Origin of the sequence: Burkholderia sp. COPS, assembly GCF_019425585.1 — a bacterium.
GTDB lineage: Bacteria > Pseudomonadota > Gammaproteobacteria > Burkholderiales > Burkholderiaceae > Burkholderia > Burkholderia cepacia.
Window position 1 is genome coordinate 155,815 of sequence record NZ_WIXR01000013.1, and the last position, 20,100, is coordinate 175,914.

Genomic DNA, 20,100 nt, shown 5'->3' on the forward strand with positions numbered 1-20,100 from the left:
TCCGGACACATCCGGCTACGCCACAGCCTCTCGCATTGCGTCTGTAAAACACGGTAATCTCTCGGTCTTGCCTGCTCCCGGCAGGCCTCAGACGCCCGATCACGCCAGGTATTTCCTCCATGACAGCGACCGTTTCCTTCCGCTGGGCGCGGGTGCGCCCGCTTTGCACGACGCTCGTCGCCTTCTGGTGCTGCACGGTCGCCGCGCAACCGCTGCCGGCCCCCGAATCCGCCGCCGCCCAGGCCACCGCCGCCAGCGCGCCGGCTGCCACGCCCGCCGCATCCGGGCACACCTGCGACGCCGACGGCGGCCCGGCGGGCCGCCCGTCGATCGGCCTCGTGCTGTCCGGCGGCGGCGCGCGCGGTTACGCACACCTCGGGGTCCTGAAGGTGCTGGAGGACAACCGCATCCCGATCGACTGCATCGCGGGCACCAGCATGGGTGCCGTGGTCGGCGGGCTGTATGCGAGCGGCATGGCCGCCGGCGAGATGCAGAAGCGGCTCTCGGAGGTCAACCTCGCGGACATCGCGTTCGACGTGACGGACCGCGCGGACCTGCCGCAAACCAGCCGGGAGGACGAACGCCTGTACATCAACGGGCTGACGCTCGGTTTCGGCAAGAAAGGTGTGAAGGCGCCGGTCGGCCTCGTGCAGGGCAACCGGCTGCAGGCGCTGCTCGCGAACTGGACGGCCGCCGTGCCGACCAACCAGCCGTTCGACCGGCTGCCGATCCCGTACCGCGCGGTCGCGACCGACCTGCAGACGGGCCAGATGGTGGTGCTCGACCGCGGCTCGCTGCCGCTCGCGATCCGCGCGAGCATGGCCATGCCGGGCCTGTTCGCGCCGGCCGAGATCAACGGGCGCGCGCTGGTGGACGGCGGGCTCGTCAGCAACCTGCCCGTCGACACCGCGCGGCAGATGGGCGCGAACGTCGTGATCGCGGTCGACATCGGCTCGCAACTGCGCCCGCTCGACGCGCTCGCGTCGCCCGCCGACGTGATGCAGCAGATGGTCGGCATCCTGATCCGCCAGAACGTGACCGCCCAGCGCAAGCAGCTCGACGCGCAGGACGTGCTGCTCACGCCGGACCTCGGCTCGCTCGCGTTCACCGATTTCCAGAACGCGAAGCAGGCGATCGCCGCCGGTGCGGCCGCCGCGACCGCGGCGCTGCCGAGGCTGCAGCGCTTCGCGCTCACGCCGGAACAATATGCGGCGTACCGCTCCGCGCACGCGCAACCGCTGCCGCCGCCGATCCGGATCACGCGCATCGAGATCAAGACCTCCGGCGGCGTGCCGAAGCGGGTCGTCAGCAACGCGCTGCACGTGAAGCCCGGCGACACGTACGATCCGAACACCGTCAGCCAGGATCTGCTCGGCCTCACGACGGGCGGCAACTTCGAGAGCGTCACGCAGCAGATCGTGAGCCGCGGTGACGAGAACGTGCTCGAGATCGACGCCCGCGAGAAATACTGGGGGCCGAATTTCCTGCTGTTCGGGCTCGGCATGTCGAGCAGCTCGACCGATGAGGGCGGCTTCCGCCTGCATGTCGGCTACCGGCGCCCGTGGCTGACCGAATCGGGGCTCGAATTCCGCGCAGACACGACGATCGGCAGCGACCTGCAATCGGCGCGCGTCGAATTCCGCCAGCCGCTGTCGATGGCGTACGGCGTCTATCTGTCGCCCTACGCCGAATACCAGCGCCGCTACGCGAACCTGTACGACGACTCCGGCGACGTGAAGATCACGCAGTACCTGATGCAGACCGCGCGCGCCGGGCTCGATTTCGGCCTGCCGATCGCGCGGCTCGGCGATTTCCGGATCGGCGTCGGGTACGTGACCGGGCACGGCTCGCCGACCTACAACGTCCCGTTCGACGACGGCAGCGGCCAGACGCTGCTGTGGCCGAGCTTCACGTCGCAGGCGCTGATCGCGCGCGCGCGGCTCGTCATCGACCAGCTCGACGATCCGCTGTTCCCGCGCAAGGGTTATTTCACCGAGTTCCGCGTCGAGCGCTCGCTGGTGTCGCGCAACGGGGGCTCGGCGAGCGAATTCGACGACAGCATCAACAACGCGCCCTACACCGAGATCTACGGCAAGGCGATGGTGGCGCAGCAGTTCGGCAGCAACAGCGTCAGCGCGACGATCGAAGGCGGCAAGAGCATCGGCGGCACCAACCTGATCAACGCGTTCAACTTCACGCTCGGCGGCTTCCAGCATCTGTCCGCGTATGCGGCCGACCAGCTGAACGGCAACGAACTCGCGTATGCGCAGGTGACCTACATGAACCAGCTGATGACGTTCAACGCATCGCCGATCAAGGCGCTGTCGGTGGGCGCCAGCGCGGAAGTCGGCAACGTCTGGTCGAGCGGGCAGCAGATCGGCGGCGGCGCGCTCAAGCAGAGCTATACGTTCTTCACGAGCCTGTCGACCGCGTTCGGGCCGGTCTACCTCGGCGTGGCGCTCGCGCCCGGCGGCCGCCGCAACTTCTACCTGCAGCTCGGCCGCACGTACTGAGCGTGCGCGGGTGCCGCTTCGGCGGCATCCTCCACACCTTCGCGCGACACGCCCGGATCAGAACGCCGCAGCCATCGCGACCGCCCGGGCCTGCGCCTGTTCGATGCTGTCGCTCGCCCGCGCCCCCCACGTGTGTTCAACCGTCAGGCTCCTGACCTCGCTCACGCCGATGAACTTCAACCAGAATTCGATGTAGTCGGCCTGATGCCGGAACCCCGGATTGTCGGCACCGGCGCCCGTCTCCCGGCTCTGTCCGCGAACATGGATGACCAGCGCGCGCGGAATCTCCAGCAGCGGACCGTAGGCCTTGCCGTCGAACGTGAACAGCATGTTCCGCTGGCTGACGAGATCGATCAGCTGCTTGAGCTTGTACGGATAGCCGAAATTCCACATCGGCACGCCCACGACGATCCGGTCCGCTTCCTGAAAGCGCTTCACGAGCGCCTGGATGCGCCGCCAGACCGACTGTTCCGCGTCGTCCATCGGCGCGTTGGCGACGCCTTTGTACTTCGCGCCGATCGCGTCGCTGCCGAAGTCCGGCAAGTCTTCTTCCCAGACATTCAGCGTATCGACGTCGATCGATGCGCCCGTTTCCCGGAACGCATCGACAAAGGCATTGGCGACCGCGATCGACGCCGACCTCGCGCCGCGGGGAGAAGACACGATATTCAAAAGCCGCATGACGTATGACCCTGACAGGAATGCATGAACAACGGAGCGGCCATCGTGGCTGCCCCGGCTTCACGGCTGCGTCGCGGGCCGCCCGCCTCCACTGACACGGATCGGCCCGTCCACACAGTTGCAATTGCAATCGTAATGCAAAGCGCGCACGTGCGGCAAACGAATCGTCATGCGGTGGCGGTGCGGGCAGACATCGGGACGGGAAAGGAACGGCGGGACAAGCCGGCGACGCGCTCGAATCCGGCGCGCGCGGCTGTCGTGGGGTCGTGCGGGGTTGCTGTCGAGTCCCGGGGCCCGGGATTCGTGTTGCGGATCGTCAGACCGGCCAGCTGATCTCGAAGCGTGCGCCGCCGAGTTCCATCGGGTCGACGACCGCGATCCGGCCGTTGTGCGCGTGAAGCACCTGCCGCGTGATCGACAGGCCGAGGCCATAACCGCCGGTGCGGCGGTCGAGGCGCACGAACGCGTCGAAGATCCGCTCGCGCTCGCTCTCCGGCACGCCGGGGCCGTCGTCCTCGACGAAGATCCCGATGTTGCCGTGAACGAGCGAGATCCCGACGACGATCCGCGACCTCGCGTACTTGCTCGCGTTGCGCAGCAGGTTGCGCATCGCGTACGACATCAGCCGCCGGTCCATCTTCACCCGCAGGTCCGACGCGATCGCGATACGCGACTCGATCGCGCGTTCCGGATACAGCAGCTGCGCATCGTTGACCTGGTGTTCGAACCACGCGACGGGGGCCGTCATCTCGAGATTCGACTGCAGCGAACTGTATTCGAGCCGCGCGAACGTCAGGCTCATGTCGATCAGTTCCTCGAGCTCGGTCACGTCCTGCGCGATGCTCTCGAGCGCGCTCTGGTATTCGGCCGCGGAACTTGGCTCGCGCAGCATTTCGAGCGCGAAACGCACGCGTGCGAGCGGCGTGCGCAGCTCGTGCGAGATGCCGTTCGTGAGGTCGCGCTGCGCGGCGATCAGGCGTTCCATCCGCATCGCGAGCGCGTTCAGCGTCCGTGCGAGCGGGCCGATGATCACGCTGTGCGATTCGCGCGCGCGCGTGTTGAAGCGCCCGCCCGTGAAGTCGATCGCGCGCTCGCGCACCATCACGAGATCCGACCACACCGGCCGCATCCACCGGTACGCCGCGAGCGCGGGTGCGGCGAACACGAACGCGAGCACGATCCAGATGTCGCCGGGCAGCGAATCGAACGCATGCCACACGACCTGCGGCGACAATTCGACACACAGCGCGAGCGCCGGCACGAGCGCGGTCAGCAGCACGAGGCCGAGCAGATGCAGGTAGGTGCGCACGTAAAGGCGCGACCAGCTCGGAATGCGGTCGGCGCGCGTATCGGTCCACGCGCGGCGGAAATGCAGCCAGCGCCATTTGACGTAGCGCAGCGTCGGCAGCGGCGGTGCATCGGGGTGCGAACGGGTTCGTCGGATCATCTCGGCTCCCGGCCGGCAGGGGGAATGCCCGCGCGGAACGTGACGGCGTCGCCCGAAGGCCGCGTCATTCCCACGCGTGCTTGCTGAATTGATAACCCTTGCTGCGGATCGTCTTGATCCGCTGCGGGTTGCTCGCGTCGTCGCGCAGCTTGCGGCGCAGCTTCGAGATGCGCCCGTCGATCGTGCGGTCGAGGCCGTCGAATTCGACGCCGCGCAACTGCAGCATCAGGTCGTCGCGGCTGACGACTTCGCCCGCATGGCATACGAGCGCCCACAGCAGGTCGAATTCGGCCGACGTCAGGTCGGGCGTGCTGCCGTCGGGCAGCACGACGGAGCGGTCGGTGCGGTCGATCGAGAACTTGCCGAACGCGTAGCGTTCGGGCTGCGGCGCGCTGCTCTCGGGCGCGCGCGCGGGCGCACGGCGCAGCTGGGCCTTGATCCGCGCGAGCAGGATGCGCGGCTCGACCGGCTTGTGCACGTAGTCGTCCGCGCCGAATTCCAGGCCGAGCAGCTCGTCGAACGGCTCGTCGCGGGCCGTCACCATGATGATCACGCCGTCGTACTGCTTGCGCGCCTCCCGGCAGATTTCGAAGCCGTCCTTGCCCGGCAGGTTCACGTCGAGAATGACGAGATCGGGGCGAATGGACAGGATCGCCGGCACCGCGGCGTCACCATGCAGCACAGTGTCGACTTCATAGTCGTTCTTGCGCAGGTAGCCGGCGATCAGCGTGGACAGGCGGGTGTCGTCTTCGACGAGCAGGATGCGAAAAGACATGGGCAGCGGTCGGTTCATCGGGGAAGCCGCGGCGGCGCCGGCCGGTGCCGGACGCCGGCCAGTGGCCGAAACGTACCGCATGATACTGCGACAGCCGATTGCCTGTTTAGCGGTCTTGAAAATAAGGGAACGATATCGGCCGAGCTTGACGAATCGGCGCCGGGACGGTTCCATACGGGCTCGCCTGAATCCGGGCCATGCGCTGCCCGCCTGACTTGATGAATTATCAAACGATCCTCGAACGCATCCACACCGAACTCGCCCCCTGGATTGGCCAGGGACGGGTCGCCGATTACATTCCCGAGCTCGCGAAAGTGCCCGCCGACAAGTTCGGGATGGCCGTCGTCACACTCGATGGAAACGTTTGCACGGTCGGCGACGCGCACGAGCGCTTCTCGATCCAGAGCATCTCGAAGCTGTTCGCGTGCACGCTCGCGTTTCAACTGCTGGGCGACGCACTGTGGGAACGGGTCGGCCGCGAGCCGTCCGGCACCGCGTTCAATTCGCTGGTCCAGCTCGAAAGCGAACGCGGCAAGCCGCGCAACCCGTTCATCAATGCGGGGGCGCTGGTCGTCACCGACGTGCTGTGCCGCCGCTTCGTGAAGGCCGAGACGGCGCTCGTCGAATTCGTGCGGCGGCTGATCGGCGCGAACGACATCGACTACGATTCGCGCGTCGCGCAGTCGGAACTGCAGCACGCGGAGCGCAACCGCGCGATGGCGCATTTCATGGCGAGCTTCGGCAACATGCAGATGCCGCCGGATACGGTGATCGACGCGTATTGCCGGCAGTGCGCGATCGAGATGAACTGCGTCGAGCTGGCAAGCGCCGCGCTGTTTCTCGCGAACGGAGGTGTCGCGCCGGTGACCGGCGAGCGGATCGTGGATTCGAGTTCCGCCAAGCGGCTGTCGGCGTTGATGCTGACCTGCGGCACTTACGATGCGGCGGGGGATTTTGTGTATCGCGTCGGGTTGCCGGCGAAGAGTGGTGTCGGTGGCGGGATCGTAGCGGTGCTGCCCGGGGAAATGGCGGTTTGTGTGTGGGCGCCGGGGCTCGATGCTAATGGGAACTCGTTGGCGGGGACCACAGCTTTGGAATGGTTGACTACGTATTCAGGGCGGTCGATCTTTTGAAGAGGCGAAGTTTGGCGTGCCTCATTTACCGCAACGGTGGCAGATTTATATCGGCGCGCACCTGCAGGCTAATGGAAAACTCGTCCATCGGTAGCAATCGACCCTGAGCGGGCCGTCGACATTGCGAGAGGTCAATCGTTTTACCAGAGTCGGAGCAGACGTTCGTGAACCGATGTCTGCCGACAGCACGCCGGCCTTGGCGAGCGATGGCCTACGTGATTTCGCACTGAAATCAAGAAAGATGAACTTTATGCAGGGCCGTCACTTCGCGTACGAAATAATGGTTTGGCAGGCAATATGCACCACCAAACCATTTTAAAAGGGTTCAATCGATTTTCCGTCAATCGATCTTGATTCCTTTTTTATCGCCCTCGAACGTGACCCCGGAGAACGGTGCCTGGCCCGGTTTCACGGGAGGCACATACTCCCAGAGGATGTACAGCGCCTTTGTCGCGCCAGGATCAGGATCTCCAAATCGATTGGTCGCCAGAAAAGTACGTGCGCCTTCCTTGTATTCCGTTCGGATACCGTTGGTGACGTCAATTGTCTTGTTAAGGTAGCCGTAACCCGCATATACAATTGCCACTTCGCGTACCGGTTCAGTCATTTTGAGCCTCGTCTTTGATTACGTTGATCGAATACATCTCGTCACACATAAGCCCGCCATATTTTCAAAATCAAGTCGCTCGGGTCTTCAGATGACGATTCAAGAATCGACCAGAAGGCCTAGCGGATCAATTACAGGCAATTACACGACTAGCAAATTGGCGGAGGTACAACGTACTTCGTCATGCGCAAACCTGCCGGGCAGCACCGCGAACCGAGCAAGCTGCCGCCGGCGGCAGCCTGCTGGGCAGCTGCAGTCGAGTGCCGTTCCGTGGTCCGAGTCGCCGTATGTCAATGGCAACTTCGGGCAATGACGCGAAGCCAACGTCCGAGCGGCTTGGTAGTAATGAAAGCCAATGGCGCCTCCTGGCCGAACTCGGTCGTCGAAGGCGGCGCGACACTGGCCCGCAGAGTTTGTCCCGGGGATGTTACCTGTCAGTTTATATTGCAGGAGTGCGGGCACGCTGGCGTTGGAGTGGTTGACGACTTATTCGGGAGGGTCAATTTTTTGAGGTGGTGAAAGTCAAGTGAGACTCATCTGGCGCAACGGCGGCTGGTGAGTTCCGGCACACTCAACGGCGAATTCGTCGTTCGGCAGCAATCGCCCCGGAGCGGCCCGCCCCTTTCTCGGTTGCCGACAGTCACGTCGGCACTTGCGGAGAAACGTGTGGATTGAGCTCTATGAGCTCACGGGCCAACCTGGCAGTAATCACAACGCGGCGGACTCATCGCTTGCCGGTACTCGTTTTGGTTACTGGGACGATTCGTCTGCTGACCATACGGCCAGTTCATAACCATCGGGGTCAATAAAGTGAAAGCGCCGGCCGCCAGGGAACGAGAAAGTCCGACGGTTGATGGTGGCGCCCGTCGCCTCGATCCTTCGCTGGATTTCAGCCAGATCATCGGCGTAGAGGATGACTAGCGGGCCGCCTGGCCGGACAGGCTCACCCGTTGTCAACCCGCCTGCGATCCGGCCGTCGTGAAACTCGGTGTAGGTCGGGCCGTAATCGGTGAAAGTCCAGCCGAAAACGCTGCCATAGAAGGCCTTGCTTCGTCCAATATCGCTGACATTGAATTCGATGTTATCGATCTGGCGGTCTTTCCCTCGAATGCTCATCAGTACCCGTTCCCTTGGTTGTCTGCCGAAAGGCAATATATGCACCGTAGCCGCCCGTAACGACATGGAATGGTATTACGCTGAAATGGTTGACGACTTGTTCGGGGAATCGGGCAACCGGAATCCATACCAGTCTATCGACTGGAACCTTAGTCAAATTCGATCCTCAACGCACACTCTTCTCCGTATTGAAGCCTCAAATCGACCAGGATCGCATTTGAGAGTGCGGTCGCCAACGCGACCTTCAATTCCGGCGTGACGCCATCGAGATGAAAAGAAAACTCCCATCCCGGCGACGCATCGATCCAGGACACAAACAGATCGTCACAGCCGGATTGCCAGAACTGTACGTTCTTCGCTATACCTGTCGGTGCTTCGTCAATAATCCAGGTTCGGGATACTGCGATCTGCTGCCCGTCATCGCTCCAGTGCGTGATTTTTCCGCTATCGGGATTGACGAGCAGGAATCCAAGAGGTTGAAGCAAAGTCTCGACAAAGCCAAAAGCTTCCGGGAATGAACCCTTCACTAGTACGGTTAAGAACGGTTTTGCCATCGCGTTTACTAACCCAGATGTTGGCCAGCTGTACCTGCGCCGACCAGCCCGCGCAATCCCAACGGAACATGCGAAAAGGCGAGCAGCAGAAGCTGGCCATCGACCTCGTTGTCACCCTACCGCAACCGACTGTCGGTCGATAAAGCGCACGTCAGCATATTGCAGCCGAGCGGCAACTTGGCGCCGGTATGACGGAAACCACCGCGCGACGCAACAAAATGCCCCTACGAAAATCGCAACGGCGGCCACCCCGATTTTCCGGTACAAATCGGGGACGCTGAAATTCCCCGCGAGCTATCGGAGACCCTCGTTCATGACTCGGCAAACCGCACCGGAAATCGCAACAACGGCCCCCCGCACGAACCCCGGCGACGCCCCATCCGCCCCGATTCCCGCCATCGTGCCGTCAAGCACCGCGCTGCTCGTCATGCATTACCAGACCGACATCCTCGGCCTCTTTCCGTCGGTCGCGCCCGGTTTGCTCGCCAATACGCGCCGGCTCTGCGGCGCGGCGCGGGCAAGCGGCGTCGGCGTCTGGTTCGCGAACCTCCGGTTCAGTCCCGGCTATCCGGAAGTCAGCCCGCGCAACAAGAACGGCCAGGGCATCAAGCAGCTCGGCCGCTTCATCGACGACGGCCCATGCCCGGAGTTGGGTCGGCAGGCCGACGAGCCGCTGATCGTCGCGCACCGCGCCAGCGTGTTCTTCGGCACCGATCTCCAAGCGCGCCTGGTCGAGCAAGGTGTCGATTCGCTGATCATGGTCGGCATCGCGTCGACGGGCGTGATGCTGTCGTCGGTCGCCCACGCGAGCGATGCGGACTTCCGCCTCTTTACGGTCAAGGATTGCTGCTACGACCCGGACCCGGTGGTTCACGAACACCTGTTCGCCACCGCCTTCGAATCGCGCACGACGGTACTGTCGCTAGAGGACGCGTTGCGGCTGCTCGCGTAAGCGCACGCACGCGCGCGAGCGTGACGGACCAACGTCATCACCCGAGTCGACCTGCAGGGTGACGGCCACCAGACCCGGCTGCCGTGGTCGAGCGTCCCGCCGAACCCGTAACGGGCGACGGCGTGCGCGATGCCGCGCGCGCCGCCCCCTTCTTCCGCGTTACTTCGCGATAAACACACCCGACGTCGGGCACGTGCCCTGCGTATTGCCGTCGGTCACGAGCGACGCGGCGCTCGGGAACTGCGCGGTCGCATTGGTCTTCACCGCGATCCACGCTTCGGTGAAATAGCTGACGCCATTCGTCTTCGTGCACTTCAGCGACACCGCGCTGCGCGTGTTGCTGCCGAACGCGCCTTCGAACGCCGACAGCAACTGGTTGCGCGTGACCGTCTTGCCCGCATTAGCCTGCAGGAATGCGTTGAACGACGTATTGCCGAGCCGGCTGATCATGCCGGACGCCTGGTTCCAGTACGCATCGGGCGTCGCCGAGTTCGAGCAGGTGCCGTGCTTGAACCATTCGTGCTTGTCGAGGCACGACGCAACGCCCGGCATGTACGTCGACAGCGTGTTGCGGGTCGCGCTGCTGATCGGGTAGGCGTCCATGCTGCACCACTGGTGCGCGTTGTCGAGGTCGATGTCGTTCTGCGGCACGCCGCAGTAGAACGGCTGGTTGCCGTCATAACGATTCGGCCACAGGCCATGCAGCGACAGGCTCGTCGCCGCATACGAGCCGGCGAGGTTCGTGCATTCCGGCGTGTCGTGCGACGCGCAGAAACCGGGCTCCCACGATGCGGCGAGCAACAGGTAGTCGTAGCTGGTCTGCGCGGCGGCGTGCAGCGACACGGAAGCAACGGCGAGTGCGGCAGCGGCGCGGGCGAGCGTCTTGAGCATGGCGTGTTTCCTCGGAAAAGGCATGCGATCGCGGGATGCGCCGCACGGTTGTCGAATGTCCGACCGCGATTGTTGCCGTCGCAACGTGGCACGAATGTGAAGGTGGACGAAAGAATGCGCGGGTCGCCGCCGAAGCGGTTACATCCGGTACCGGTACCAGCGGTTGCCTTCCGCCGCACGCGACGCCGGCGTACCGTGTCGCCACCCTCATCCTGCAACGGAGCATCGCCATGGTGACCGCGACACGGCTCGGCAAGCCATATTGCGTCGAGATCGGCAACGGGCGCAGCGTCGTGCGCTCGGACACGCACAAGGACGGCCAGGGCGGCGACGCCGGCATGCGGCCGCACGAACTGCTCGAAAGCGCGCTCGCGGCCTGCGTCTGCATGTCGATCGACCTGGCCGCACGACGCGCGGGCGTGACGCTGCCCGCTTGCACGGCGGACGTCGCCGTCGATCGCCTCGACCACGAAACGGGCTTCGACATCGCACTGCGCTTCGCGGCGCCGCTGTCGCACGCGCAGCAGACACTCGTGCGCGACGCGGTGCAGGCTTCTCCGGTCGCCCGGACGCTCGGCAGGCCGATACGGGTCAGGCCGGCCACGATCGTCAGCGGCTGACCGTCACGGCGCGCCGGACTCGGCACGATCGACGGCCGCGCGTCGATGCCCACACGACAGGCATCCGTGGCGAACAGGCACTCACGACCCGGTGCCGAGCTGTGTGCACGCGCGGGCGGACGCTTCGGGGCCTTCGAGCGCGAGGATCTGCCACACGCCGATGCTGACGCGCTGGCGCGCCGCCGTCGACGCATCGGCCAGCAACGCCTCGACGCGCGGCGCCGCATCCGGCGCCTGCTGCTTCAACGCCGCGTGATGCCGCGCACGCGATGCCGGTTCGGATTCGTACACGTCGCACAGGCGCACCATGCCGGCGAGACCGGCAACGTCGTCGTCCTTGTCGATCGCGCGCGGCTCGACAGGCGCGAGCCCCCTGCGCTCCGCCGCCGGCAGCTTGTTGCGCGCGCCTTCGTCGATCGACACGGCGGATGCCGGCGGCAGGCCGCCGATCGCCGCGACGATCCGGCTGCCCGCGGCGATCATGTCGCCCTGGCACGCGATCTTCTCCGCAGCCGCGACGTTCGAGCAGAACGACACCGAGGTGCGGTACACGTCGTCGCTCATGTGCGGCACTTCGTCCGCGCTCGCCTGCGCGAAACCGGCGCTCGTCAGCGCCAGCACGGCTGGAATCAGGATGCGGAATGCGCTCGTCTTGTTCATTGTTGTTCGTATCTGTGGGTTCTTGTGGCGGGCAACATCGCCGGGCCGCGCGGTGGCGGCCTCAGTGCCGCCGGGCCCTCGTCCGGCGGCACGCGGTCACTTCAACGACGCGGCCTCCGATCCGCCCGGCGACAGCGCCGCGTTGTCCTGCTCGCGCCACGTGCGGCGCGACTCCATGATCGCCTTCACGGCCGAGCGCGCGACCTTCCACCACGCGAACGGCCGCGGGTCGGCAAGCATGCTGAGCGCGCGCGCATAGTCGAGCGTGAGCCCGGGCGTCCATGCCATGGTCACCGCGCGCTTGCGGATCTGCGCGGCAACCCACAGCTCGGGCGTGAGCAGCAACCGCACGAACGCGCCCCATCCGGCGCGCGCCCCCTTCAGCCGCCACACCGCGCCGTCGAGCGCGGCTTCGAGTGCGTTCGACACGGTGCTCGAGCAGTTGCGGTGCGTGAGGTTGTACGTCACGTTCTGCCGGTACGACGACCAGAACGCGTCCAGCTTCGCCGGATCGTAGTTGCGGATCCGCACGCGCACGGTCGACGGGCACCATGCCTTCGACTCGGTCGCGTAGTCGGGCTGGAACAGGCCCGGCACGTCGTTTTCGCGGGTTGCACGCAGGATGCGCGTGAATTCGTCCGGAGAACGATCGATTTCGACGCCCGGATACAGGCTGATATAGATGCCCTCCGGCGATTCCAGCGCCGCGTGCCCGGTCGAGATCACGCCGTTGACGTCCACCGCCGCGATATAGCGGTCGATCACGGGGTAGCGTTGCGCTTCGGCTTTCGACGTGCCGGTCGGCGTCCACACGTGCACGGTGAGCGCATGCTCGCCGTCGGCCGGCGGGCCGTCCCATTCGGATTGGGAAAAATGCGGCAGGTCGCGCGCATCGTCGAGGTCCGGCGCGAGTGCCGGCGCCGGCGAGGTCGCGAACGCCGGATTGCGCGTCAGTCGCCGCACGCGTGCGGCGAGGCTCAGCATGTGCATCCCGCCGAATATCAGCAGCAGGCCGAGGCAGTACGGCACGGTGCCCACGTAGTGGGTCGGGTACGGCTGGTAGAAGAAGATCGCCAGCAGGATTTCGACGACGCCCCACGCGAAAGCGACGTTCCAGCGGCGATAGCGCACCATCCACGCGGCGGTGCACTGCAGCAGCCCGTCGACGAGGAACAGCGTGCCGAAGATCATCGACAGCAGGAAATGGCCGTGATGATGCCCCGCGAACACGAGCCCGGCGGCCACCACGACCGCGATCCCCTTCACGTAGCGCAGGACGCGCTGCCCGCCGACGCCGCTGCCGGCCACCGCGAGCGTCGCGAGCCCCTCGATCAGGAACAGCCACGCGAAGATCTGGATCGGAAAATGCAGCGCGCCGTCGAGCGCGTCGACGAAGATCACCACACCCGCGACGACCCACACCCAGCCAAGTGCGGTCAGCCCGCGCCAGCGGGTGCGCAAGTATTCGATGCCCAGCAGCAGCAAGACCAGTCGTACCATCGCGCCCTCTCGTGATTTTTTTGGGACACGCGCTGGCCACGCGGGTCCTGTCGTTTCGACCGCGCGTCGAGCGACGCACCGGCCGAAAAGCGGTCATTCATGCCGGCGCGTCATGCCTCGACATGACCGTTGGCGGCCGGTACGCCTCCGCACTGGCCGAATAATAAGATATGGCGGAGACGGTTGAAAGCGCGACGAAAACGTTGGCGGCGAGTCGGGAGAGCGCAGCATGCCGCTGGACAGGGCCGGATTGCGAGCGCTGCCCAGGCAGATTTCCCGTTCGACAACGCGCAGCGGATACGCGAGAATCCGGCTTCCGAGGGCGTCAAAAGACCAAACCGCACAAGACGGGACGAGACCATGACCATATCGATCGCACGCCGACGGTGGCTCGCCGCCGCATTTGCCGCGGGCTGCGTCGCGCTGCCGGGCTGTCACAAGCCGCAGGCGCAAGCCGAGCCACCGCCATCCGAGGATCAGCTGTTCAAGTCCGGGCTGGTGCGGGACGCGCCGTACGACGAAGTGGTATCCGGCTTCATGACCACCGCAGACCATACGAAGCTGGTCGTGCTGGGTCGCCCCGTGCACTTCGTCCTCGATCTGCCGGACACGCTGCGGTCGGCCTTGTCGTCCCGCTACCGGGCGTCACTGCGTTGGTCGTTTACCGAATTCCAGGCGATCGGCGGGCATGTCAAAGGCCATTACCGTGTCGTGCTGCCGGATGGCGCTTCGGCAATCGATCGGCTGGCAGCGGTCGCGCACGGGTACGTCGCCGTGCGGGACGGTTTCGCGCTCGAGGGCAATATCGCCGGTATGCGTTATTCCACCCAGGGTTTCGACATACCGCCGAAGGTCGCCGCCCAGTTGCTCGACCGGCCGTACACGATCCCTGCCCGGCATGTGACAACAGCACTGGCGGGCCTGAATCTCACGATGCAACCCACGCCGATCACCGCCACCGCCGATGGCGATCTCGTCGTCGGCGGCGCGGCACTGGTTCCGGTCGAACTCGTCGTGCTTCAGGCGCCGCAGGAATGACGATTCCATCCACCGCAGCCGCCACGCGACGCACACACCGAACGGAGTACCGCCATGTCTGCCTCACCGCTACACACGCCGCCACTCGGCCCGCAACTCAAGCGCTGGCGTGCGCTGCACCGCGTGAAACAGAGCCACGCAGCGGAACTGTTCGGCGTGGCGCAGTCGACGATCTCACGCTGGGAAGCCGGCCTGCAACAGATGTCGCCCGGCGAACGCGCGACGGCCGAACGGCTGCTCGCCGCGCGCCTCGATTCCGCCGGCGATCACGCGCTTGCGCGGCTCGTCGCGGGCAGCGCGGGCCGCATGCATCTCGTGTGCGACCTCACGCATCGGCTGCTCGCCTGTTCGCCTGCGCGTGCAGCCGAATTCTCGCAACCGCTGTCGATGCTGCTCGGCACGTCGCTGTGGCGCTATGCGACGCCGGCAATCGTCCGCATGGAAACCGCGCTCGATACGCTCGGCTGGCATGATCGCGCGGGACCGCCGAGCGTCGAATTCGACACCGGCGCGAATGCGTCGCGCGTCGTGCCGATCCGCGGCAGCCTGTGCCGGTGGACACGGATGACGTTGTCGGACGGGTCGGCCGCGCGGCTCGTGGAAACGCTGTAGTACGACCCCGCGCATATTTCATGCGTGGACGAACCGTGCGTGGCCGCCTTACGCTTGACGGCTCATCGCACGGACACCGACCATGAACCCCGATACGATCCACGCGCGGCTCGCGTTCCTGCGCGAAGCCGAACGCCTGAAGGATGTGCTGCGCAGCGGCCACACGTCGGCCGGGCGCGCGGAAAGCACCGCCGAGCATAGCTGGCGGCTGTGCCTGATGGCACTCGTATTCGCCGACGCGCTGCCCGGCATCGACACGCTGAAGCTGCTGAAGCTGTGTGTCGTCCACGATCTCGGCGAGGCGCTGCACGGCGACATCCCCGCGATCGAGCAGGCCGCGCACCCCGACAAGAGCGCGCACGAACGCGACGACCTGCTGACGCTGACCGCGCCGCTCGATCCGGCGCAGCGCGACGAGATCGTCGCACTGTGGGATGAATACGAAGCGGCCGCGTCGCCGGAAGCGCGCGCGGCAAAAGCGTTCGACAAGCTGGAGACGATCCTGCAGCACACCCAGGGCCGCAATCCGCCCGGCTTCGACTACGCGTTCAATCTCGGCTACGGCCGCCGCTATACCGACGCCGCACCGCTGTTCAGCGCGATCCGCGACATCGTCGACGCCGACACGCAACGCCGGATCGACGCGAGCGGGCAGCACGCGTAAGCTCGCGGAACCGGGCGCGCGACACCGCGCACCCAGCCCGCACGAGGCCCTACGCATGACGCAGAACATCTACGACGACCCGGCCTTCTTCGAAGGCTACAGCCGCCTGAACCGCTCGATCCACGGACTCGACGGCGCCCCCGAATGGCCCGCGCTGCGCGCGCTGCTGCCCGACCTGCACGGTCGCCGCGTGCTCGACCTCGGCTGCGGCTACGGATGGTTCAGCCGCTGGGCCGCCGGCCAGGGCGCGGCAAGCGTGCTCGGCATCGACGTGTCCGAGCGCATGCTCGAACGTGCGGCATCGAGCGCCGCGCATCCGGCGATCACGTACCGCCGCGCCGACCTCGAAACGCTCGCGCTGCCGGATGCCGCGTTCGATCTCGCGTACAGCTCGCTCGCGTTCCATTACATCGCAGACCTCGATACCTTGTTCCGCACGCTCCATCGCGCGCTCGTGCCGGGCGGGCGGCTCGTGTTCTCGATCGAGCATCCGGTCTATACGGCGCCGCGCCGGCCCGGTTTCGTCGTCGACGCGCAGGGCAACCGCTCGTGGCCGCTCGACGGCTATCAGCGCGAAGGCGAACGCGTGACCGACTGGCTCGCGCCGGGCGTCGTCAAGCACCACCGCACGCTCGGCACGCTCGTGAACCTGCTGATCGGCAGCGGCTTCACGCTCACGCACCTGGACGAATGGGGGCCGACGCAGGAACAGGTCGATGCCCTGCCCGCACTCGACGAGGAACGCGACCGGCCGATGATGGCACTCGTCGCCGCGCAGCGATAACGCGGAGCGCGGTACGCACGCGGGCCGTCGTCCGCAGACTTCACAGATCGCAACAATGACGTCGCGCGGCCCCCGCTCCGGCGCGGCGTCCGCACAATTCAGCACAATTTCCACACGATTTGTCGTGAATTCCTCGCTTACCATGAGCGCCTGATTCGAATCGGCACGCCCGCGCGATGCGTACGCGGATTCCGTCGCGGGCGACACGCCCTGCATGCGACGCCGGCCGGATCGTCCCGGTCGGCCGCACGCATCGCCGGCGCCCGCTTCATCCTCGCTGCGCTCTCATGACTCAGAAGACCCATCGCCGCCGGCGCATCGTGCTGGCTTCTCTCGCCATCGTCGCGATCGCCACCGGTGTCACGCTGAAGGCGTGCGCACCCGACAAGCATCCGCAATACCTGTCCGCGCCCGTCTCGCGCGGCGACCTCGAAAACGCGGTGCTGGCCACCGGTGCGCTGCAGGCATTCAGGCAGGTCGACGTCGGCGCGCAAGTCTCGGGGCAGTTGAAATCGCTGAAGGTCAAGCTCGGCGACAAGGTCACGAAGGGCCAGTGGCTCGCCGAGATCGACCCCGTGCTCTCGGAAAACGCGCTGCGCCAGGCACGCGCCAGCGAAGAAAGCCTGCGCGCACAGCAGCAGTCGACCGCCGCGCAACTCACGCAGGCGGAACTCGCGTTCCGGCGCCAGCAGGCCATGCTGCCCGACGACGCGACGTCGCGCGAGTCGTTCGAAGCCGCGCGCGCGACGCTCGACGTGCAGCGCGCGACGCTCGCGTCGCTCGCCGCGCAGATCCGCTCGGCCCGCATCCAGATCGAGACCGCACAGGCCAACCTCGGCTACACGCGCATCGTCGCGCCGATCGACGGCCAGGTCGTCGCGATCGTCACGCAGGAAGGCCAGACGGTGATCGCGCAACAGCAGGCGCCGGTGATCCTGAAGCTCGCGGATCTCGACACGATGACCGTGAAGGCGCAGGTGTCGGAAGCCGACGTGATCCGCGTGAACGCCGGCCAGACCGCGTATTTCACGATCCTGGGCGAACCGGACAGACGCCACTACGGCAAGCTGCGCGCGATCGAGCCGGCGCCGCAGAACTACGCCGAAACGCAAGGCGCGCTCGGCGGCGGCGCGGGCGGCGGCGCGAAACCGAATTCGGCGGTGTTCTACAACGCGTTGTTCGAGGTGCCGAATCCCGAGCACCGTCTGCGCATCTCGATGACCGCGCAGGTCAACATCGTGCTCGGCAACGCGCGCAACGCGCTCAGCATTCCGGCCGCCGCGCTCGGCGAGAAACGCAAGGACGGCACCTACGCGGTGCGCGTGCTGCGCGCCGACGGCAGCACGGAAACGCGCAACGTCCGCATCGGCATCAACAACAACGTGCGCGTCGAAGTGCTGGCCGGCCTGAAGGACGGCGAACGCGTGGTGATCGGCGAAGCGTCCGCGGACGACCACGCGCCGCTGGCGGACGTGGTGTGACGATGAGCCAGCCCCTGCTGAAACTCTCCGCCGTCACACGACGCTTTCCGGCCGGCGACAAGGACGTCGTCGTGCTGAACAACGTCAACCTGTCGATCCACGCGGGCGAGATCGTCGCGATCGTCGGCGCATCGGGCTCCGGGAAGTCGACGCTGATGAACATCCTCGGCTGCCTCGACCACCCGAGCGAAGGCACCTACACGGTCGGCGGACGCGACACGCACATGCTCGACAGCGACGAGCTCGCGCAACTGCGTCGCGAGCACTTCGGCTTCGTGTTCCAGCGCTATCACCTGCTGCCGCACGTCGATGCCGTCGCGAACCTCGAAATGCCCGCGATCTATGCCGGCACGCCGCGCGCGGAGCGGCACGCGCGCGCACGCGAGCTGCTCGCGCGCCTCGGGCTCGCGGATCGCGCACACCATCGCCCCGGGCAACTGTCCGGCGGCCAGCAGCAGCGCGTGAGCATCGCGCGCGCGCTGATGAACGGCGGCCACGTGATCCTCGCCGACGAACCGACCGGCGCGCTCGACACGAAAAGCGGCCAGGACGTGATCCGCATCCTGCACGAGCTGAACGCGCTCGGCCACACGATCGTCATCGTCACGCACGACAAGGCCGTCGCGCGCCATGCGCGGCGCATCATCGAGATCAGCGACGGCGAGATCGTCGCCGACCGGCCGAACCGCCACCATGCGGAAGCCCTCGCGGAAGCAGCCGCGGGCGCAGATGCAGCGGAAGCGAGCGAAGCGGAAACCGGCACACCATCCACCCGCGATCGTCGCGACACGCTGTCGCCGCCCGCGGCAGTCGCCCCCGATCCGCAGGCCGATGCCGCCCAGCGCGTGCGCCGCTTCGCGGCCGGCTCCGGACGCTTCGCCGAGGCCTGCCGGATGGCGTGGATCGCACTCGTGTCGCACCGGCTGCGCACGCTGCTGACGATGCTCGGCATCATCATCGGCATCACGTCGGTCGTGTCGATCGTCGCGATCGGCGAAGGCGCGAAGCGCTACATGCTCGACGAGATCGGCAGCATCGGCACGAACACGATCAACATCTACCCGGGCACCGACTGGGGCGACAGCCGCGCCGATGCGATCCAGACGCTCGTGCCCGCCGACGTCGCCGCGCTCGCCGAGCAGCCGTATGTCGACAGCGCGACGCCCGAAACGTCGCGCACGCTGCTGCTGCGCTACCGCAACGTCGACGTGAACGCGCTCGTGAGCGGCGTCGGCGACCGCTTCTTCCAGGCGCGCGGGATGCGTTTGGCGCTCGGTGTCGCATTCGACGAGGACGCGGTGCGCCGCCAGGTGCAGGTGGCCGTGATCGACCAGAACACGCGCCGCAAGCTGTTCGGCGCGACGCGCAACCCGATCGGCGAAGTGTTCCTGGTCGACAACGTGCCGTGCGTCGTGATCGGCGTGACGGCGGACAAGAAGAGTGCATTCGGCAGCGTGAAGAGCCTGAACGTGTGGGTGCCGTACACGACCGCGAGCGGGCGCCTCTTCGGGCAGCGTTATCTCGACAGCATCACCGTGCGCGTGCGCGACGGCCAGCCGAGCGCCGCCGCCGAAAAAAGCCTCGAAACGCTGATGAAGCAGCGCCACGGCCGCAAGGACTTCTTCACGTACAACATGGACAGCGTCGTGAAGACCGTCGAGAAGACCGGCCAGTCGCTGACGCTGCTGCTGTCGTTGATCGCCGTGATCTCGCTCGTCGTCGGCGGGATCGGCGTGATGAACATCATGCTGGTGTCGGTTACCGAGCGCACGCGCGAAATCGGCATCCGGATGGCGGTCGGCGCGCGCCAGTCCGACATCCTGCAGCAGTTTCTCGTCGAGGCCGTGCTGGTCTGCCTGCTCGGCGGCACGATCGGCATCGCGCTGTCGTTCGGGCTCGGCGCGCTGTTCTCGATGTTCGTCGCGCAGTGGAAGATGGTGTTCTCGGCCGGCGCGATCGTGACCGCGTTCGTCTGCTCGACGCTCACCGGTGTGATATTCGGCTTCATGCCCGCGCGCAACGCATCGCGGCTCGATCCGATCGATGCGCTCGCGCGCGACTGACGCAAGGCC

General features: G+C 66.2%; 19 protein-coding genes. 10 read left to right on the forward strand and 9 right to left on the reverse strand.

Annotation, left to right across the window (positions count from 1 at the left end; all coding sequences use genetic code 11):
- The first annotated feature begins 119 nt into the window (after positions 1-119).
- A complete protein-coding gene (locus tag FOZ70_RS11410; RefSeq protein ID WP_219705907.1) occupies positions 120-2,513 on the forward strand; it encodes a patatin-like phospholipase family protein in 2,394 nt (797 codons plus the stop codon).
- A gap of 57 nt (positions 2,514-2,570) precedes the next feature.
- On the opposite strand, the gene FOZ70_RS11415 is transcribed toward FOZ70_RS11410, so the two are convergent.
- The 3 genes from FOZ70_RS11415 to FOZ70_RS11425 form a co-directional block, all read right to left on the reverse strand.
- A complete protein-coding gene (locus tag FOZ70_RS11415) occupies positions 2,571-3,194 on the reverse strand; it encodes an NAD(P)H-dependent oxidoreductase (RefSeq protein WP_021162770.1) in 624 nt (207 codons plus the stop codon).
- Positions 3,195-3,510: 316 nt separating this feature from the next.
- Complete coding sequence (locus FOZ70_RS11420) at positions 3,511-4,641, reverse strand: ATP-binding protein (protein ID WP_021162771.1); 1,131 nt, start codon at positions 4,639-4,641, stop codon at positions 3,511-3,513.
- 64 nt (positions 4,642-4,705) lie between these two features.
- Positions 4,706-5,416 (reverse strand): response regulator, encoded by a 711-nt coding sequence (locus FOZ70_RS11425; RefSeq protein WP_027789596.1) that lies wholly within the window; start codon positions 5,414-5,416, stop codon positions 4,706-4,708.
- Between the two features lie 218 nt (positions 5,417-5,634).
- On the opposite strand from FOZ70_RS11425, the gene FOZ70_RS11430 reads away from it, so the two are divergent.
- On the forward strand, positions 5,635-6,549 hold the full coding sequence (locus FOZ70_RS11430; protein WP_060056876.1) for a glutaminase: 915 nt from the start codon (positions 5,635-5,637) through the stop codon (positions 6,547-6,549).
- Positions 6,550-6,889: 340 nt separating this feature from the next.
- On the opposite strand, the gene FOZ70_RS11435 is transcribed toward FOZ70_RS11430, so the two are convergent.
- From FOZ70_RS11435 to FOZ70_RS11445, 3 genes are all read right to left on the reverse strand, one after another.
- Positions 6,890-7,156 (reverse strand): hypothetical protein, encoded by a 267-nt coding sequence (locus FOZ70_RS11435; protein ID WP_021162772.1) that lies wholly within the window; start codon positions 7,154-7,156, stop codon positions 6,890-6,892.
- A 750-nt stretch (positions 7,157-7,906) separates the two neighbouring features.
- A complete protein-coding gene (locus FOZ70_RS11440) occupies positions 7,907-8,272 on the reverse strand; it encodes a VOC family protein (RefSeq protein WP_219705908.1) in 366 nt (121 codons plus the stop codon).
- A 149-nt stretch (positions 8,273-8,421) separates the two neighbouring features.
- Positions 8,422-8,826 carry a hypothetical protein gene (locus FOZ70_RS11445; protein ID WP_059484037.1) on the reverse strand — a complete coding sequence of 135 codons (405 nt, stop codon included), beginning with the start codon at positions 8,824-8,826 and terminating at the stop codon, positions 8,422-8,424.
- Positions 8,827-9,139: 313 nt separating this feature from the next.
- On the opposite strand from FOZ70_RS11445, the gene FOZ70_RS11450 reads away from it, so the two are divergent.
- The gene (locus tag FOZ70_RS11450) at positions 9,140-9,778 is read left to right on the forward strand and encodes an isochorismatase family cysteine hydrolase (RefSeq protein ID WP_059861936.1); all 639 of its coding nucleotides are present in this window, start codon (positions 9,140-9,142) and stop codon (positions 9,776-9,778) included.
- Positions 9,779-9,937: 159 nt separating this feature from the next.
- Here the strand turns inward: FOZ70_RS11450 and FOZ70_RS11455 are convergent, their stop codons facing one another.
- Positions 9,938-10,669: a ribonuclease T2 gene (locus FOZ70_RS11455; protein WP_006498851.1), complete on the reverse strand. Its 732-nt coding sequence runs from the start codon at positions 10,667-10,669 to the stop codon at positions 9,938-9,940.
- 230 nt (positions 10,670-10,899) lie between these two features.
- Between FOZ70_RS11455 and FOZ70_RS11460 the strand changes: the two genes are divergently transcribed.
- The gene (locus tag FOZ70_RS11460; protein WP_060224648.1) at positions 10,900-11,289 is read left to right on the forward strand and encodes an OsmC family protein; all 390 of its coding nucleotides are present in this window, start codon (positions 10,900-10,902) and stop codon (positions 11,287-11,289) included.
- A gap of 81 nt (positions 11,290-11,370) precedes the next feature.
- Here FOZ70_RS11460 and FOZ70_RS11465 read toward each other — a convergent pair whose 3' ends face one another.
- Positions 11,371-11,949 (reverse strand): hypothetical protein, encoded by a 579-nt coding sequence (locus tag FOZ70_RS11465; protein ID WP_060218121.1) that lies wholly within the window; start codon positions 11,947-11,949, stop codon positions 11,371-11,373.
- Between the two features lie 96 nt (positions 11,950-12,045).
- The gene (locus FOZ70_RS11470; RefSeq protein WP_059484040.1) at positions 12,046-13,449 is read right to left on the reverse strand and encodes a hypothetical protein; all 1,404 of its coding nucleotides are present in this window, start codon (positions 13,447-13,449) and stop codon (positions 12,046-12,048) included.
- Positions 13,450-13,809: 360 nt separating this feature from the next.
- Here FOZ70_RS11470 and FOZ70_RS11475 point away from each other — a divergent pair, with 360 nt between their 5' ends.
- From FOZ70_RS11475 to FOZ70_RS11500, 6 genes are all read left to right on the forward strand, one after another.
- Positions 13,810-14,487: a hypothetical protein gene (locus FOZ70_RS11475; protein ID WP_059553059.1), complete on the forward strand. Its 678-nt coding sequence runs from the start codon at positions 13,810-13,812 to the stop codon at positions 14,485-14,487.
- 54 nt (positions 14,488-14,541) lie between these two features.
- Positions 14,542-15,099 carry a helix-turn-helix transcriptional regulator gene (locus tag FOZ70_RS11480; protein WP_059709465.1) on the forward strand — a complete coding sequence of 186 codons (558 nt, stop codon included), beginning with the start codon at positions 14,542-14,544 and terminating at the stop codon, positions 15,097-15,099.
- 82 nt (positions 15,100-15,181) lie between these two features.
- A complete protein-coding gene (locus FOZ70_RS11485; RefSeq protein WP_021162781.1) occupies positions 15,182-15,763 on the forward strand; it encodes an HD domain-containing protein in 582 nt (193 codons plus the stop codon).
- A 55-nt stretch (positions 15,764-15,818) separates the two neighbouring features.
- Complete coding sequence (locus FOZ70_RS11490; protein WP_219705909.1) at positions 15,819-16,547, forward strand: class I SAM-dependent methyltransferase; 729 nt, start codon at positions 15,819-15,821, stop codon at positions 16,545-16,547.
- A 287-nt stretch (positions 16,548-16,834) separates the two neighbouring features.
- The gene (macA, locus tag FOZ70_RS11495) at positions 16,835-18,028 is read left to right on the forward strand and encodes a macrolide transporter subunit MacA (RefSeq protein WP_059485166.1); all 1,194 of its coding nucleotides are present in this window, start codon (positions 16,835-16,837) and stop codon (positions 18,026-18,028) included.
- A 2-nt stretch (positions 18,029-18,030) separates the two neighbouring features.
- Complete coding sequence (locus tag FOZ70_RS11500) at positions 18,031-20,091, forward strand: MacB family efflux pump subunit (RefSeq protein WP_219705910.1); 2,061 nt, start codon at positions 18,031-18,033, stop codon at positions 20,089-20,091.
- Positions 20,092-20,100: the final 9 nt, after the last annotated feature.

Coding starts and splice junctions, on each gene's coding strand:
- FOZ70_RS11410 (WP_219705907.1), top strand. CDS start 120: ATGACAGCGACCGTTTCCTTCCGCTGGGCGCGGGTGCGCCCGCTTTGC.
- FOZ70_RS11415 (WP_021162770.1), bottom strand. CDS start 3,194: ATGCGGCTTTTGAATATCGTGTCTTCTCCCCGCGGCGCGAGGTCGGCG.
- FOZ70_RS11420 (WP_021162771.1), bottom strand. CDS start 4,641: ATGATCCGACGAACCCGTTCGCACCCCGATGCACCGCCGCTGCCGACG.
- FOZ70_RS11425 (WP_027789596.1), bottom strand. CDS start 5,416: ATGTCTTTTCGCATCCTGCTCGTCGAAGACGACACCCGCCTGTCCACG.
- FOZ70_RS11430 (WP_060056876.1), top strand. CDS start 5,635: ATGAATTATCAAACGATCCTCGAACGCATCCACACCGAACTCGCCCCC.
- FOZ70_RS11435 (WP_021162772.1), bottom strand. CDS start 7,156: ATGACTGAACCGGTACGCGAAGTGGCAATTGTATATGCGGGTTACGGC.
- FOZ70_RS11440 (WP_219705908.1), bottom strand. CDS start 8,272: ATGAGCATTCGAGGGAAAGACCGCCAGATCGATAACATCGAATTCAAT.
- FOZ70_RS11445 (WP_059484037.1), bottom strand. CDS start 8,826: ATGGCAAAACCGTTCTTAACCGTACTAGTGAAGGGTTCATTCCCGGAA.
- FOZ70_RS11450 (WP_059861936.1), top strand. CDS start 9,140: ATGACTCGGCAAACCGCACCGGAAATCGCAACAACGGCCCCCCGCACG.
- FOZ70_RS11455 (WP_006498851.1), bottom strand. CDS start 10,669: ATGCTCAAGACGCTCGCCCGCGCCGCTGCCGCACTCGCCGTTGCTTCC.
- FOZ70_RS11460 (WP_060224648.1), top strand. CDS start 10,900: ATGGTGACCGCGACACGGCTCGGCAAGCCATATTGCGTCGAGATCGGC.
- FOZ70_RS11465 (WP_060218121.1), bottom strand. CDS start 11,949: ATGAACAAGACGAGCGCATTCCGCATCCTGATTCCAGCCGTGCTGGCG.
- FOZ70_RS11470 (WP_059484040.1), bottom strand. CDS start 13,449: ATGGTACGACTGGTCTTGCTGCTGCTGGGCATCGAATACTTGCGCACC.
- FOZ70_RS11475 (WP_059553059.1), top strand. CDS start 13,810: ATGACCATATCGATCGCACGCCGACGGTGGCTCGCCGCCGCATTTGCC.
- FOZ70_RS11480 (WP_059709465.1), top strand. CDS start 14,542: ATGTCTGCCTCACCGCTACACACGCCGCCACTCGGCCCGCAACTCAAG.
- FOZ70_RS11485 (WP_021162781.1), top strand. CDS start 15,182: ATGAACCCCGATACGATCCACGCGCGGCTCGCGTTCCTGCGCGAAGCC.
- FOZ70_RS11490 (WP_219705909.1), top strand. CDS start 15,819: ATGACGCAGAACATCTACGACGACCCGGCCTTCTTCGAAGGCTACAGC.
- macA (WP_059485166.1), top strand. CDS start 16,835: ATGACTCAGAAGACCCATCGCCGCCGGCGCATCGTGCTGGCTTCTCTC.
- FOZ70_RS11500 (WP_219705910.1), top strand. CDS start 18,031: ATGAGCCAGCCCCTGCTGAAACTCTCCGCCGTCACACGACGCTTTCCG.